This window comes from Kitasatospora sp. NBC_00374 (assembly GCF_041434935.1).
GTDB lineage: Bacteria > Actinomycetota > Actinomycetes > Streptomycetales > Streptomycetaceae > Kitasatospora.
The window spans coordinates 7228390-7242598 of sequence record NZ_CP107964.1 but is presented as its reverse complement, the minus strand read 5'-3'; the positions used below and the strand labels follow the sequence as shown (position 1 = coordinate 7242598).

14 protein-coding genes are annotated in these 14209 nt (G+C 74.4%); 6 read left to right on the top strand and 8 right to left on the bottom strand.

From position 1 onward, the window contains the following. Positions 1-125: 125 nt before the first annotated feature. A complete protein-coding gene (locus tag OG871_RS32210; RefSeq protein WP_371501598.1) occupies positions 126-2231 on the top strand; it encodes an MMPL family transporter in 2106 nt (701 codons plus the stop codon). A gap of 10 nt (positions 2232-2241) precedes the next feature. Here the strand turns inward: OG871_RS32210 and OG871_RS32205 are convergent, their stop codons facing one another. The 3 genes from OG871_RS32205 to OG871_RS32195 form a co-directional block, all read right to left on the bottom strand. After that, entirely contained in the window at positions 2242-3027 is a 786-nt protein-coding gene (locus OG871_RS32205) for a nucleotidyltransferase domain-containing protein (RefSeq protein WP_371501597.1), read from the bottom strand. An 81-nt stretch (positions 3028-3108) separates the two neighbouring features. After that, positions 3109-3594 carry a GNAT family N-acetyltransferase gene (locus OG871_RS32200; RefSeq protein WP_371501596.1) on the bottom strand — a complete coding sequence of 162 codons (486 nt, stop codon included), beginning with the start codon at positions 3592-3594 and terminating at the stop codon, positions 3109-3111. Between the two features lie 25 nt (positions 3595-3619). Further along, entirely contained in the window at positions 3620-4042 is a 423-nt protein-coding gene (locus OG871_RS32195) for an ankyrin repeat domain-containing protein (protein ID WP_371501595.1), read from the bottom strand. Positions 4043-4340: 298 nt separating this feature from the next. Here OG871_RS32195 and OG871_RS32190 point away from each other — a divergent pair, with 298 nt between their 5' ends. The 3 genes from OG871_RS32190 to OG871_RS32180 all read left to right on the top strand — a co-directional run bounded on the left by OG871_RS32190 (position 4341) and on the right by OG871_RS32180 (position 6925). Beyond that, positions 4341-4535, top strand: a complete 195-nt coding sequence (locus OG871_RS32190; protein ID WP_033817540.1) for a hypothetical protein — start codon at positions 4341-4343, stop codon at positions 4533-4535. 95 nt (positions 4536-4630) lie between these two features. Further along, the gene (locus OG871_RS32185; RefSeq protein ID WP_371501593.1) at positions 4631-6241 is read left to right on the top strand and encodes an FtsK/SpoIIIE domain-containing protein; all 1611 of its coding nucleotides are present in this window, start codon (positions 4631-4633) and stop codon (positions 6239-6241) included. A gap of 309 nt (positions 6242-6550) precedes the next feature. Next, positions 6551-6925: an RNA polymerase-binding protein RbpA gene (locus tag OG871_RS32180; RefSeq protein ID WP_033821386.1), complete on the top strand. Its 375-nt coding sequence runs from the start codon at positions 6551-6553 to the stop codon at positions 6923-6925. A gap of 96 nt (positions 6926-7021) precedes the next feature. Here OG871_RS32180 and fxsA read toward each other — a convergent pair whose 3' ends face one another. The 4 genes from fxsA to OG871_RS32160 all read right to left on the bottom strand — a co-directional run bounded on the left by fxsA (position 7022) and on the right by OG871_RS32160 (position 11484). Next, positions 7022-7594 (bottom strand): FxsA family membrane protein, encoded by a 573-nt coding sequence (gene fxsA / locus OG871_RS32175; RefSeq protein WP_371501591.1) that lies wholly within the window; start codon positions 7592-7594, stop codon positions 7022-7024. Between the two features lie 57 nt (positions 7595-7651). Further along, positions 7652-9259 (bottom strand): apolipoprotein N-acyltransferase, encoded by a 1608-nt coding sequence (gene lnt, locus OG871_RS32170; RefSeq protein ID WP_371501590.1) that lies wholly within the window; start codon positions 9257-9259, stop codon positions 7652-7654. A 153-nt stretch (positions 9260-9412) separates the two neighbouring features. Then, positions 9413-11014, bottom strand: coding sequence for an amidohydrolase (locus OG871_RS32165; RefSeq protein ID WP_371501589.1), 1602 nt, complete (start codon positions 11012-11014; stop codon positions 9413-9415). Between the two features lie 29 nt (positions 11015-11043). After that, complete coding sequence (locus tag OG871_RS32160; RefSeq protein WP_371501588.1) at positions 11044-11484, bottom strand: Lrp/AsnC family transcriptional regulator; 441 nt, start codon at positions 11482-11484, stop codon at positions 11044-11046. Between the two features lie 279 nt (positions 11485-11763). On the opposite strand from OG871_RS32160, the gene OG871_RS32155 reads away from it, so the two are divergent. After that, complete coding sequence (locus tag OG871_RS32155) at positions 11764-12195, top strand: hypothetical protein (RefSeq protein WP_371501587.1); 432 nt, start codon at positions 11764-11766, stop codon at positions 12193-12195. A 42-nt stretch (positions 12196-12237) separates the two neighbouring features. Here OG871_RS32155 and OG871_RS32150 read toward each other — a convergent pair whose 3' ends face one another. Then, complete coding sequence (locus OG871_RS32150; RefSeq protein WP_371501586.1) at positions 12238-13401, bottom strand: acyl-CoA dehydrogenase family protein; 1164 nt, start codon at positions 13399-13401, stop codon at positions 12238-12240. Positions 13402-13591: 190 nt separating this feature from the next. Between OG871_RS32150 and OG871_RS32145 the strand changes: the two genes are divergently transcribed. Then, positions 13592-14200: a uridine kinase gene (locus tag OG871_RS32145; RefSeq protein WP_371501584.1), complete on the top strand. Its 609-nt coding sequence runs from the start codon at positions 13592-13594 to the stop codon at positions 14198-14200. Positions 14201-14209 lie beyond the last annotated feature (9 nt).

Here is a 14209-nt window from a genome sequence, read left to right as displayed (position 1 = left end):
CTTGCGGCCGCGGGCCGGTCCCGCCGCCGCGGGGAGCGCGGGCCGCTCGGGCTGCCGGGCGGATCGGCCGATGGCAGTCTGGGACGCGTGTTCGTCCCAGTCGACAGACCCTGTGGGGGCATCAGATGAGTCCGTCCGGAAGGCTGGCCTCGTTCCCGTGCGGGCGCCGCACCAAGTGGGTCGTGCTGGCCCTGTGGCTGATCCTGGTCGTCGTGGCGGGCCCGCTGGCGGGCAAGCTGATGGACGCGGAGGACAACGAGGCCTCCAGCTGGCTGCCCGGCAGCGCCGAGTCCACCCAGGTCCTGGTGGAGCAGCGCACGTTCCAGCCGGTCGACACCGCGCAGGCGGTCGTGGTCTACGAACGGCCGAGCGGCATCACCCTGGCCGACCGGGCCAAGGCCGCCTCCGACGCGGCCTCCTTCGCCACCACGCCGCACGTGGTCGGCAAGGTGGTCGGGCCGCAGCTGTCCGAGGACGGCCAGGCGATGCAGACCGTGGTGCCGGTGGAGATCGGCTCCACGGGCTGGAACGACCTGCGCTCCGCCGTGGACGACATGCGGGCGACCGCCGCCGCCGGCAGCAACGGGATGGCCACCCATGTCACCGGCCCGGCCGGCATCGGCGCGGACCAGGCCGAGGCGTTCGCCGGGATCGACGGCACCCTGCTGTTCGCCACCGTCGCGGTCGTGGTGATCCTGCTGCTGCTGACCTATCGCAGCCCGACGCTGTGGCTGCTGCCGCTGATCTCGGCCGGCGTGGCGCTGTTCGTCGCCCAGGCGGTGATCTACCTGCTGGCGGAGCACGCCGGGCTGACGGTGAACGCGCAGAGCGCCGGCATCCTGATCGTGCTGGTGCTGGGCGCGGGCACCGACTACGCACTGCTGCTCACCGCCCGATACCGCGAGGAGCTGCGGCGCCACGAGGACCGGCACGAGGCGATGGCCTTCGCGCTGCACCGGGCCGGTCCGGCCATCGTGGCGAGCTCCGCCACCGTGGTCGCCTCGATGCTGTGTCTGCTGATCGCCGAGATGAACTCCACCCGCGGTCTCGGCCCGGTCTGCGCGATCGGCGTGCTGGTGGCGCTGGCCGCGATGCTGACCCTGCTGCCGGCGCTGCTGGTGATCTGCGGCCGCTGGGTGTTCTGGCCGGTGAAGCCCGGGTACGGCACCGCGGAGCCCACCCGGACCGGCCGGTGGGCGCACGTGGGCGCGTGGATCGCCCGCAAGCCGCGCAAGGTGTGGATCGGCACCGGGCTGGCGCTGGCCGCCTGCTGCGTCGGGCTGGTCTCGCTGAACGCCAACGGTCTGTCCACGGCGGGCACCTTCACCGGCACGCCCGACTCCGTGGTCGGTCAGCAGGTGCTGGTCGAGCACTTCCCCGGCGGCACCGGCGCGCCGCTCACGGTGATCAGCAACGTGGCCCCGGCGGAGGCCGTCCGGGCCGCGGCCGAGACGACCCCGGGCATCTCGGCGACCACCCCGGTGGTCGTCCACGACGGGCTGGCCACCTTCCAGGCCACGCTGAGCGATCCCCCGGACAGCCAGGCCGCCAAGGACACCGTGGACCGGGTCCGCGGCGCCGTCCACGCGGTGCCCGACGCGGACGCCAAGGTCGGCGGCAGCACGGCGGTCATCCTGGACGCCGGCCGGGCCGCCTCCGCCGACAACCGGGCGATCATCCCGCTGGTGCTGGGCGTGGTCCTGGCGATCCTGGCGCTGCTGCTGCGGGCGGCCGTCGCGCCGCTGGTGCTGATCGCGACGGTGGTGCTGTCGTACGCGGCCGCGATGGGCATCAGTGCGTTCTTCTTCGAGCACGTCTTCCACTTCGACGGCCAGGACAACGCGTTCCCGCTGTTCGTCTTCGTCTTCCTGGTCGCGCTCGGGATCGACTACAACATCTTCCTGATGACCCGGGTGCGCGAGGAGGCCTCGCACCGGGGCACCCGGGACGGCGCCCTGGTCGGCCTGGCCGCGACCGGCGGGGTGATCACCTCCGCCGGGCTGATCCTGGCGAGCACCTTCGCGGTGCTCGGGACCCTCCCGGTGGTGGGGTTCGCGGAGATCGGCTTCGCGGTGGCGCTGGGCGTGCTGCTGGACACCCTGGTGGTCCGGTCGGTGCTGGTCACCGCGCTGACCATCGATCTGGACCGGCACATGTGGTGGCCGAGCGCGCTCTCCCACGTCGGCCGGCCGCGGGAGCCCTCCCCGGACGTGTACTCGGACACGGCCTGAGCGGCCCGCCTCAGAGGATCTCGGCGGCGAGTTCCTCGGCGGCGGCCACCGCGGACACCGGGTCGAGCCCGAACAGCGCGTGGGCGCGGGGCGCGAACTGCGGTGGCGCGCCGGGCAGCAGACCGGACGCGTCGACCGCGCCCTTCTCGTTGAGCAGCCACCGGCCGGCCCGGGCGTGCAGCGCCTGGGTGAGCAGGCCGACCACCCGGAACAGGCAGCCGTGCAGGTAGTACGCGTCACCGCGGGCCGCGCCCTTCCTCGCCGCGGCGAGGGTGAACGGGACCTCCCACCTGGCGTTGGCGACCAGCGCGTCGCCCAGCGGGCCCGGGTAGTGCGCCAGTTCGTCCCGGAGCCCGGTCAGGGCGCCGGTCGGGTCGGCCAGGATCCGGCCCAGCGCGAGTTCGCCGACGTAGCTGTGCGAGTAGACACCGAGCGGGTGGCCCGCCTGGACGCCCAGCTCGAAGCGGCCCGCCCGGCACTCCCGCCAGTAGTGGCGGACCCGGTCGAGGTCGCGGTAGAGCCAGTCGATCCGGCTGCCCTCGGAGTCCAGCCAGGCCCCGCCGTCGACCCAGCGGCCCCAGTCGCCCGGCTCGGTGACCTCGACCGGGCGGCCGGTGATCTCGGCGGCCAGCTCGCGCAGGGCGCCGGTGTCCAGCGGCGGGCGGTAGTACAGGCCCAAGTCGTGGTCGGAGTCGGGCCGGTGTGTGCCGCGGGCGCGACTGCCGCCGAGGCAGACGCCGAGCACCCCGTCGACGGCGGCGAGCCGCCGGGCCATGGCGCTGAGGTCGGGTTCCATCGAATCCGATGATGCCCGATCCGGCCCGGACGGTCGGCGCATTTCCCCGCGGGGATCGCCGCGCCGACCGCCGACGGGCCGTCAGAGCCCCGACGGGACCAGGCTCTTGCCCATGCAGATGCTGTCGGGGTGGTCCTTGTAGTAACCGAACTTGTCGATCGGAAGGTAGCCCTCGGAGGCGTAGAGCGCGACCGCCTCGGGCTGCTTGTTGCCGGTCTCCAGGACCAGCCGGGTCCGCCCGGCCTCGACGGCGCCCCGCTCCAGGTGGCGCAGCACGCCGCGGGCCAGCCCGCGGCCGCGGGCGCCGGGCACCACGTACATCCGCTTGAGCTCGGCGTCGCCCTCGCCCAGCCCCTCCTCGTCCTTCTCGTTGACCCGCCAGCCGCCGCAGGCGACCGCCTCGCCGTCGAGGTAGACCACCACGAACAGGCCGTACGGCGGGTCGAAGTGGTCGGGGTGGATCGAGGTCTGGTCCATGTCGCCGTAGCGGCGGACGTACTCCTGCTGGACCTCGGCCGACAGCTTCTCGGCGTCCGGGTGGCCGTACCCGGTGGTGCGTATCTCCATGGGGGTCAAGCGTACGGGGGCCGGGTCAGCGCTTCTCGAAGCGGGCCACCAGGTCCTCCTTGCCGAACATCCGGGCGGTGTCCAGAGCGGAGGGGGTGCCGGCCAGCGGGTCCGCGGCGCCGGCGAGCAGCGCGTCGACGACTGCCGGCTCGCCCTTGAAGACGGCGCCGGCGAGCGGGGTCTGGCCCCGGTCGTTGGCCCGGTCCGGGTCGGCGCCGCGCTCGATCAGGGCCCGCACGGTGTCGGCGTGGCCGTGGTAGGCGGCCAGCATGACCAGCGTGTCGCCCCGGTCGTTGGCGAGGTCGGCCGGCGCGCCCGCGTCGAGGTAGGCGGCCAGCAGGGCCGAGTCGCCGGTCCGGGCGGCGTCGAAGAGCCTGCCGGCCAGCGCGATGACCTCGGCGTCGGGCTCCTGCGAGTCGTCGGGCGTCTTGGCTGCGGAGTCGGCCATGGGAAACCTTTCGTGGATGACCTGCGGATGGGCGCGTGGGGCTGCACACGGCACGGTAGCGGACGAGGTCGGGGCCATGCGGTCACGCATCCGTTCGAGCGAATTTCCGGTCGGCGGGGAACCCCGTGCGGCAGGGCGGGGACGCCTGAAGCGCGGCACGACGGCCCGGGACGTACACAGCCGATCCGGCCTCCCCGCCAAGATCCACCCGTTTGCGACGTTCCATCATCTATTACTTTTTGTCACGATTAGGGCACTTTCGGTAACCACTGTCCCCACCTCTCCGAGGAGCAGACCCGTGATCCTCTCCATCTCCGGCATCGTCCTGTTCGGCACCATCGCCTTCCTCTTCTTCCGCCGGGACGGCCTGAAGATCTCGCATGCCCTGGTGTGCGCGCTCCTCGGCTTCTACATCGCGGGCTCCTCCATCGCGCCGAGCATCCAGGCGGGCGGCGCCAGCCTGGCCAGCCTCATCGGCGGCCTGAAGTTCTGAGCCGCGGCACCGATCGACGGCCCGGGCGCGGATCCCACCGCCCCGGGCCTTCTGCCAACCACCACCTGCCGTCCCACCGCCCGGGGAGTCCCACGATGCCTCTCACCCGCCACCTCAGCCGGGGTCGCGACCTCGCCCGCACGGCCGGCGACCACGCCTCCGACATGTTCGCCCCGCTCGCCCTGATCGGGCGCGGTCTGCGCCACCACGCCGCGTGGGCCAAGGAGCGCTGGGCGGCGACCCCGAAGGACCGCCGGGGCCCGACGCTCTTCCTCGGCGCCGCGGCCGCCGTCGGCATCGCCCTGCTGCCGCACGGTCCGCTGTTCGCCGCGGTGGCCCTGATGGCGAGCGCGGCGTGGGTGGGGCGGCAGCCCAGGGGCGCGTCCGCCACCCCCGCGCCGGACGTCGAGGAGGTCAAGCTGGCGGCGCTCTACGCCGCCCTCACCCCCTACCTGGCCGGGCCCGAGGAACTGGGCTCGCCGTACCGTCCGGACGGCGCCCACAAGGACGTCTTCCACGCCTGGGAGTTCGACGCCGACGGGCGGCTGACCTCCCTGGAGCTGTCCTACCCGGTCTACTTCACCGACACCGAGCCGGCCGCCCGGGCCCGGATCGAGCAGGTGGTCCAGGGCAAGGCCGGCCGGGCCCGCGAGTACCGCTTCGACTGGGACGAGGAGTCCAACCGGCTCAAGGTCACCGCCCTGGCCGCGCTGGCCACCGACATCGCGGCGCAGCCCTTCGTCACCTCGCCCGGCGAGGTCGTGCTCGGCTTCACCGACGGCGACAGCAGCCACCGGACCATCCCGGTGGTCCAGAACGGCGTGTCGGCCCAGCAGCCGCCGGTGGTCTGGCGGACCGGCCCGAGGTCCGCCGAGCCGCACCTGCTGGCGCTCGGCTCGGCCGGCACCGGCACCTCCTCGCTGCTCCGCTCGATCGCCCTGCAGGCCCTGCCGCACGGCGACCTGGTGGTGATCGACGGCGCCGGCACCGGGGAGCACGCCTGCCTGGTCAACCGGCCCGGCGTCCACACCGTGGAGACCAGCCTGCACGGCGCGCTGGCGGCGCTGGAGTGGGTGGCGAAGGAGACCGAGCGGCGGCTGACCGTGCTGAACGCCGCACGGCACCACGGCATCGCCGCGCCGGAGGACGCCACCCGGCCGCTGTGGCTGCTGCTCGACCACCCCACCGAGCTGTCCGAGCTGGCCCAGGCCGAGGGCCGACCCGACCCGCAGGACCTGCTGGAGACCCCGCTGCGGCACGGCCGGGCGGCCCGGGTCACGGTGGTCTTCGCGGACGACATCGAGGCCCGCGAGCGGATCAGCGCCACCGTCCGGTCGACCTGCCGGGCCCGGGTGGTGCTCGGGCCGACCACGCCGGGCACCGCCGCCGCCGCGCTGGGCGTACCGCTGGACATCGCGCCGGCCTCACGGACCCCCCTCGGCCGGGGGTACGCCCGGGTGGGCGCCGCCGCCCCGGTCCGCCTCCAGGTGCCCGCCACGGTGGATCCGCTGGACGAGGAGGTGTCGGCCCAGCTGCGGGACGCGGTCGTCGCCCTGCTGCCGCACCGCGACACCCGGACCGAGGCGCCGGCGCCGACCCCGGCCCCGGTCGCCGCGCCGGTGGAGGAACCGGTTTCGGCGGACCCGGCGAGCGTGGTCGAGCTGGCGAAGGACCCGCAGACGGTCCAGCCGCGCCCGGTCTGGTAGGCCGCGGCCGACCCGGTCAGGGGCGTCACGCGACCGGGAGCGGCGGTCATGACCAAGCGAGCATCAAGCGCATGACGATAGGCTGTCGCTGCGTCGATCAGGCGGTCGCAATGTGCACAATATGTGACACAGAGGGTGATATCACCGCTCAGATGTGACAAATCGGGCGACGATGGGTACAAACAGGGGCGGCACGACAGGCGACGCCCGTCCCGGGACGGGAATCTTCGTCGGCGGCCGAGCGTTGGACCGAACGACGAAGACAGCGACCACTAGTCCTGTGGGCCAGAAGCCCGGGAGGCACGATTCATGAGCGAGCGAGCTCTCCGCGGCACGCGACTCGGGGCGACCAGCTACGAGACCGACCGCGGCATCGATCTGGCTCCCCGCCAGACCGTCGAGTATGCATGTCAGAACGGACACCGATTCGAGGTTCCCTTCTCCGTCGAGGCGGAGATCCCCTCGGTGTGGGAGTGCCGGTTCTGCGGCCAGGAGGCAATGCTGCTGGACGGAGATGAGCCGGAGGAGAAGAAGGTCAAGCCGACGCGTACCCATTGGGACATGCTGATGGAGCGTCGGACCAGGGAGGAGCTGGAGGAGGTGCTGGCCGAACGGCTGGCCGTTCTCCGCTCCGGCGGGATGAATCTTGCGATCCATCCCCGCGACACCCGTAAGAGCGCATAACCGCCTCTCCGCTCCGGCGGCAGGGCATGGGAAGGGCCCCGGGCATCAGCCCGGGGCCCTTCCCATGCCCGTCTGTCGTTCTTCGGCGGGGCCCGCTCAGCCCGCGATCGGCGGGCGGTAGGCGGTGTCCGGGCCGTCCGCGCCGGGCTGCGGGTGCTCGACGACCTCGCCCTGGATCACCTTGCCGTCCGGCCGGTGGATGCGCAGCTGCTCCTGCAGGCGCAGCGCGTCGGCGAGAGGGTCGGCCCCGGCCCGCGCGGTGGACTGCAGGGCCCGGCCGGCCACCCGTCGGCCGAGCGCCCGCCAGAGCGCGCGGGTGGGCGGGAACAGCAGGCTGAGGCCGAGCAGGTCGGACAGGAAGCCCGGGACGATCAGCAGCACGCCGGCCAGGACCGTGAGGCTGGTGCCCGTCTGGGCCTGCTCGGGCCGCGGGTCCCGGCTCTGCTCGACGGCCGCCGAGAAGGCCTTCAGGCCCGCCCGCCTGATCAGCGAGCCGCCCAGGAAGACCCCGGCGACCAGCAGCACCAGCACGGCGAACCAGCCGAGCACACCGGCCACCACCGTGAGCAGCCAGATCTCCAGCACCAGCCAGGCGGTGACGGCGAGCGGCAGAAAGCGCCGCACTCGGCCCCGGGGGGCCGGGCGGACCTGGTCAGTTGTCTGGGCCACGGTACGAATCCACTCCATCGGGGTGCTCTCCGCACCGCCGGTGGACTCCGGCCGCGACTACGGCACCTGTGTGGTCAACGGCTCGGGGGCGGTCGATGTTCCACCCGAACGACGGCGGCGCAGGCCGGCCGCCGCCGCGAAGCCGCAGGCCAGCAGGCCGGTGACGGCGAGCGTCCACTCGGGAGCGGCGCCGAGCCGGTCGGCCACCGTCCGTCCGTCGCGCAGCGGCACGGAGGCGTTCAGCACGGCCGGGGTCAGCTCCTCGGTGCGGGAGACCACCGAGCCGTCCGGGGCGATCACCGCGCTGATCCCGCTGGTGGCGGCGATCAGCACCGCGCGGCCGTGCTCGACGGCGCGCAGCCGGGACATCGCGAGCTGCTGTTCGGGCTGGCCGCTGCGGGCGTAGGTGGCGTTGTTGGTCTGCACGACCAGCACCCGGCCGCCCTGGTTGACGGTGTCGCGGACGATCTCGTCGTAGGCGACCTCGAAGCAGATCACGTCGCCGATCCGGGCCGGTCCGACCTGCATCACGCCGTTGTGGGTGCCCGGGTAGAAGTCGCGGGCGACCCGCTGGAGGCGGGAGATCACCTGGGACAGCTCGGCGCGGAACGGGACGTACTCGCCGAACGGCACCGGGTGCTGCTTGGTGTAGGAGGCGCCGGGGCCGGTGGCCGGGTCCCAGACGATGCCGTTGTTCTGGACGTGCTGCAGGTCCGGGCCGTCCACCAGGGCGCCGACCAGGGTGGGCACGCCGACCCTGCGGACGGCCTCGTCGATCCGGGCGTACGCGGCCGGGTCGGTGTACGGGTCGAGGTCCGAGGAGTTCTCCGGCCAGATCACCAGGTCGGGCTGGGGCGCCCGGCCGGCCGCGACGTCGGCGGCGAGCCGCTCCGTCTCGGCCGCGTGGTTGTTGAGCACCATCATCGGGCGGCCGAGGAAGTCCATGCCCGGCTGCGCGACGTTGCCCTGCACCAGGGCCACCTTGACGGTGTCGTCACCGGCGGTGGGCACCGGCACCAGGTAGCCGGCCAGCAGGGCCGTCAGCGCCCCGCCGGCGCCCAGGGCGGCCAGCGGGAAGGAGCGGCGCGGGCCGCGGCGCACCCGCAGCGCCGCCCAGGCCAGCAGGGTGCCGCCGAGGGCCACCGCGAAGGTCACCAGCGGGGCGCCGCCGAGGGCGGCGAGCGGGGTGACGGGGCTGGCGGTGTTGGCGAAGGCGAGCCGCCCCCACGGGAAGCCGCCGAGCGGCAGGCGGTCGCGGGCCCACTCCTGGGTGACCCACAGGCAGGCCGCCCACAGCGGCCAGCCGGGCAGCCGGGAGGTGAGCGCGAGTCCGCCGCCGAGCAGGGCCAGGAAGAGCGCCTCGACGACCGACAGGCCGATCGTGGCGTCCCAGCCGATCACCCGCAGCCAGGACAGCAGCGCCAGGAAGAACGGCAGCCCGAGCGCGAAGCCCGTCCAGGCGCCCTGGCGGAAGCCACGGCCCCGGGTGAGCAGCGAGAGGGCGGCGACGGCGACGAAGGAGAGCGGCCACAGGTCGTACGGCGGGAAGGCGGCGGCCAGCAGCAGGCCGGCGAGCACGGCGAGGCCGGTGCGGGGCAGACCGGCGCGGATCCGGGCGAGCCGCCCGGGGCGGGCGGCGGCCGGTGTCGCCGTCGTCGCGTCCATCGCTGGTGTCTCCTGCGTTGCGGGCAGTGCCACCTGCACACCACCTCTCTCGTTGTGCCAGCTCTCGGTCGCGGGCCGTCCGAAGAAGGTACCCCGCACCAGTATCCGCCCGGGCCACGGGGTGTCCCAGGTCACCCCGTGGCCGGGACGGGCTCAGGCCCGGAAGACCGTACGCCCGCGGACGACGGTGCGCAGGCAGCCGGGCAGCGGGTGACCGGGCGTGAGGTCGGGCAGGCCGGGCGTGCCGGAGCGGGGGTCGGTGGACCAGCCGGCCACCCGGTCGTCGGGGGCCTGGACGACCAGGTCGGCGGCGTCCCAGACGGCGAAGCTGGCCACCGCGCCGGGCACCAGGACGCCGTCCTGGTCGCGGCCCAGGGCGCGCCAGCCGCCGCGGGTGTGGGCGGTGAAGGCGGCCCGGACGGAGATCCGGTGCTCCGGGGTCCGGTGGAACGCGGCGGCCCGCACGGTGCCCCAGGGGTCGAGCGGGGTGACGGGCGCGTCCGAGCCGAAGGCCAGCGGGACGCCGGCCCGCAGCAGCGCGGCGAACGGGTTCAGGGCGGCGGCACGGTCGGCGCCGAGCCGCTGGACGTACATGCCGTCGGGGCCGCCCCAGGCCGCGTCGAAGGCGGGCTGGACGGAGGCCGTCAGGCCCAGCTCGGTGAAGGCGGCGATCGCCTTGTCGTCCAGCGACTCGGCGTGCTCGACCCGGTGCCGGGCGGCCTTAACCCGGGCGAGGCCGACCCGGTCGGCGGCGGCCCGGACGCCTTCCAGGACGGCGCCGATGGCGGCGTCCCCGATGGCGTGGAAGCCGGCCTGCAGGCCCGCCTCGGTGCAGGCGGCGACATGGTCGGCGACCTGCTCGGCGCTCAGGTAGGCGGTGCCGGTGTGGGCGGCGTCGGCGTACGGGGCGTGCAGGCAGGCGGTGTGCGAGCCGAGCGCGCCGTCCACGAAGAGGTCGCCGCCGGCGCCGACCGCGCCCAGGCGGCGCGCGGTCTCGATGCCGTCCAGCTCGCCCCAGTAGCCGAAGACCTCGGGGCCGTCGCTCTCGGCCGCCAGCGCGAGGAGCGCGGCGAGGTCCTGCTCGGAGGAGATCTGCGGGCCCGCGCACTCGTGCAGGGCGCCGATGCCGAGCTCGGCAGCCCGCGTCAGGGTGGCCAGCTGGGCGGCGCGGCGCTGCTCCGGTGTCAGGTGGGCCAGCGCGGCGGCGCGCACGGCGTGGTGGGCGTCGCGGCTCAGCGGCCCGTCCGGGTGGAAGCCGGGGAGCTCGGCCAGGCCCGCGGTGAGCGCGCGCAGCGCGGTGGAGGCGAGCGCGGAGTGCACGTCGGTGCGCGACAGGTAGACGGCGGCGCCGCCGGTGGCCCAATCGAGCTCGGCCAGCGTGGGCGGGCGGCCCTGGGGCCACTTGCTCTCGTCCCAGCCGTGGCCGATCAGCACGCCGGCGGGCACGCCGGCGGCGAAGGCGGCGATCCGGTCGAGGGCCTCGGGCAGGGTGGGGCAGCCGGTCAGGTCGAGGCCGGTGAGCGCGAGGCCGGTCGAGGTGGCGTGCACGTGGGCGTCGACGAAGGCGGGGGTGACCAGCGCACCGGCCAGTTCCACCACCTCGTCGGCGGTGTCCGCGTACGCCTCGGCGGCGCCGTCGCTGCCCACCCAGGCGATCTGCTCACCCTCGACCAGCATGGCGGTGGCGAAGGGGTCGGCGGGGCTGTAGACGTTGCCGCCGCGCAGCAGGACGGTGCGGTTGGTGCGTTCGGTCATGGGCCCAAGTCTGCACCCGACCCACCGGGTCAGAGCCTCGGGGGGCGGGCCTCGTACGGGGTGGAGAGGACCACCGTGGTGCGGGTGGAGACGCCGGCGGCGGACCTGATCCGGGCCAGCAGGTCCTCCAGGTCGCCCGGTCCCGGCACCCTGACCTTGAGGATGTAGTTCTCGTCGCCCGCGACACTGTGGCAGGCCTCGATCTCGGGCAGGCTGATCAGCCGGTCCGGGGTGTCGTCCGGCGCGCTGGGGTCGAAGGGCTTGACCGAGATGAACGCGGTCAACGCCAGGTTGACGGCCTGGGCGTCGACGATCGCCGTGTAGCCGCGGATCACCCCCCGCTGCTCGAGGCGGCGCACCCGCTGGTGCACCGCCGAGGTGGACAGGCCGGTGGCCTTGCCCAGGTCCGTGTAGCTCATCCGGCCGTCTTCGAGAAGCAGCTGGACGATGCGCTGGTCGAGATCCTCCACAAGGCGCAAACCTAGCGCCCCGGAGCGCCGATCGCCGACCCGGCAGCTCACGGGGGCGGGAACCGGCCCGCGCGGCGGCCCCGGCGCGGAAGCGGACGGCCGGCGGCCTCGTGATACCGAACCGGCGCATTGCAGGAGGCACATGCCGGAAGAATGTGGCGAAGGACACACCCCGTGCATCATCGTGCGCCGACCTGCAGGGTTATGACGGTCCGTCGGCGGGAAGTGCTGCTGTTGGCCCGGGCTTACCGCGGCCGGCCCGATCCGAGGGGGATCCCGATGCCCACCACCGACCAGCGCTCGCTCCACGCCGAGCACGAACGCACCGAGGACGACCACGCCGAGTTCGGCCCCACCGCGGGCTCGGACCCGGGCGAGGCCGACACCTGGGAGATCGTCCGGGTGCACTGCCCGTCCTGCGACCGCCCGATCGCCCTCGTGGGCGACGAGGAGCGACTGCCGCAGCACGCCGTCCTGCCGACCGCCTGGCACCCCTTCTCCCCCGCCGTCTGCCCCGGCTCCGGCACCGCCACCGACGACCTCGCCGAGTGCGACACCCCCGAGCACGCGGGCACCGACCTCGCCGAGCTGCTCGCGCTGCCCACCGAGCTGGACTGGCGCACCCAGCCGTTCTCGCACGCCGGCCCGGTCCGCACCGTCGAGCACGCCCCGCAGGTGCCCGCCCAGCGGGTCACCCCGGCGCGACGCTGACCCGAAGGCCCGCCGCGGCCGGGGCGGCCCGTCCGGGGCCCGTCAGCGGCCGGTCAGGTGCCGGCCGATCACCAGGCGCTGGACCTGGTTGGTGCCCTCGACGATCTGCAGCACCTTGGCCTCCCGCATGTACCGCTCGGCCGGGTAGTCCTGGGTGTAGCCGTACCCGCCGAGCACCTGCACCGCGTCGGTGGTGACCCGCATCGCGGCGTCGGTGCAGAACAGCTTGGCCATCGCCGCCTCCTTGGAGAAGGCCAGGCCGGCGTCCTTGAGCCGGGCGGCGGCCAGGTAGAGCGCCCGCCCGGCCTCGATCTGGGTCGCCATGTCGGCGAGCATGAAGGACAGCCCCTGGAAGTCGGCGATCGGCCGGCCGAACTGCTGGCGGGTGCCCGCGTAGTCCACCGCGAGGTCCAGCGCCGCCTGGGCGACACCGATCGCGCAGGCGGCGATGCCGAGCCGGCCCGAGTCGAGGGCGGCCAGCGCGATCTGGAAGCCCTGGCCCTCCTCGCCGACCAGTCGCTCACGGGCCACCCGGACGCCGTCGAAGTGCAGCTGCGCGGTCGGCGAGGAGCGCATGCCCATCTTGTGCTCCGGCGGGGCCGCCGACAGACCGGCCGCCCCGCCGGGGACCAGCAGGCAGCTGATGCCGCGGGCGCCGTCCTCGCCGGTGCGCACCATGGAGCTGTAGAAGTCCGCGTGGCCGCCGTGGGTGATCCACGCCTTGGTGCCGCTGACCACGTACTCCTCGCCGTCGAGCACCGCCCGGGTGCGCAGCGAGGCCGCGTCGGATCCGGACTGCGGCTCGGACAGGCAGTACGCGCCGAGTTGCTCGCCGCTCAGCATCCCGGGCAGCCAGCGGTCGCGCTGCTCGTCGGTGCCGAAGACGGCCAGCGCGTGGCAGGACAGCGTGTGCACGCTGACACCGAGGCCGACGGCCAGCCAGCCCGCCGCGAGCTCCTCCAGGACCTGCAGGTAGACCTCGTAGGGCTGGTCGCCGCCGCCGTACTGCTCGCCGTACGGGAGGGAGAGCAGACCGGCCCGGCCGAGGGTGCGGAACACCTCGCGCGGGAAGCGGTCGCCGGCCTCGTCGGCGGCGGCGTGCGGTGCGACCTCGTTCTGCACCAGCTCGCGGGTCAGGCCGAGCAGCTCGCGGGCCTCCTCGCTGGGCAGCTGACGGTCCACGGGCTTGGCGGATACGGCGCTCATGGCTGCGTCTCCTCGATCGGGCGGGCCCAGGTGTGGCGGGCCCGGTACGGGGCTGACGGGTCGGGTGGACCGTCACCGGGCGAAGTGAACGGTCGTTCACAGGCGCGGCGAAGCGAGTATGCCCGATATCCCCCTGGCCAGTCACTGTCACGAGTCGATCACTGCCCGGAGAGCGGCCTAGAGTGGCCTGGTGGTCGACCCTCCGGGCCTGCCGGAGCCCCTGGACGAGCTCGCGGCCGAGTACCGAGCCCTCCCGCCGTCCCTCGGTCCCGTCCGGCTGGTCGCCGTCGACGGGCACGCCGGATCCGGCAAGACCACCTTCGCCGGCCGGCTGGCCGCCGCGCTCGGCGGCGCCCCGGTGGTCCATCTGGACGACCTGGCCACCCACGAGGAGCCGTTCGGCTGGGTCGGACGCCTGCGGCGGCAGGTGCTGGAGCCGCTCGCGGCCGGCCGGACGGCCGAGTACCGCGTCTACGACTGGACGCTGCGCCGCTTCGCGGGCGTCCGGCGGGCCCCGGCGGCGCCGGTGGTGCTGGTGGAGGGGGTCGGCGCGGGTCGGCGGGCGCTGCGCCCGGCCCTGGCGGCTCTGGTGTGGATGGAGCTGGAGGCCAAGGCGGCACGGGCCCGCGGGGAGCTGCGGGACGGCCCGGACCTGGCGGAGTTCTGGGCCGGCTGGGCCCGCGCGGAGCACGCGCACTTCGCCGGCGATCCGAGCCGTCCGTACGCGGACCTGCGGGTCGACGGAGTCACCGGGCGGATCGTCCGCAGCACCCTCGGTGAACCCGCGACACGCCCTTGACCTGGGGTG

Bases quoted from the DNA above. Each gene is read 5' to 3' on its own strand.
- OG871_RS32180 (WP_033821386.1), top strand. From the start codon at position 6,551: ATGAGCGAGCGAGCTCTCCGCGGCACGCGACTCGGGGCGACCAGCTAC.
- OG871_RS32195 (WP_371501595.1), bottom strand. From the start codon at position 4,042: ATGGCCGACTCCGCAGCCAAGACGCCCGACGACTCGCAGGAGCCCGAC.
- OG871_RS32205 (WP_371501597.1), bottom strand. From the start codon at position 3,027: ATGGAACCCGACCTCAGCGCCATGGCCCGGCGGCTCGCCGCCGTCGAC.
- OG871_RS32155 (WP_371501587.1), top strand. From the start codon at position 11,764: ATGCCCACCACCGACCAGCGCTCGCTCCACGCCGAGCACGAACGCACC.
- lnt (WP_371501590.1), bottom strand. From the start codon at position 9,259: ATGGACGCGACGACGGCGACACCGGCCGCCGCCCGCCCCGGGCGGCTC.
- OG871_RS32210 (WP_371501598.1), top strand. From the start codon at position 126: ATGAGTCCGTCCGGAAGGCTGGCCTCGTTCCCGTGCGGGCGCCGCACC.
- OG871_RS32200 (WP_371501596.1), bottom strand. From the start codon at position 3,594: ATGGAGATACGCACCACCGGGTACGGCCACCCGGACGCCGAGAAGCTG.
- OG871_RS32165 (WP_371501589.1), bottom strand. From the start codon at position 11,014: ATGACCGAACGCACCAACCGCACCGTCCTGCTGCGCGGCGGCAACGTC.
- OG871_RS32185 (WP_371501593.1), top strand. From the start codon at position 4,631: ATGCCTCTCACCCGCCACCTCAGCCGGGGTCGCGACCTCGCCCGCACG.
- OG871_RS32150 (WP_371501586.1), bottom strand. From the start codon at position 13,401: ATGAGCGCCGTATCCGCCAAGCCCGTGGACCGTCAGCTGCCCAGCGAG.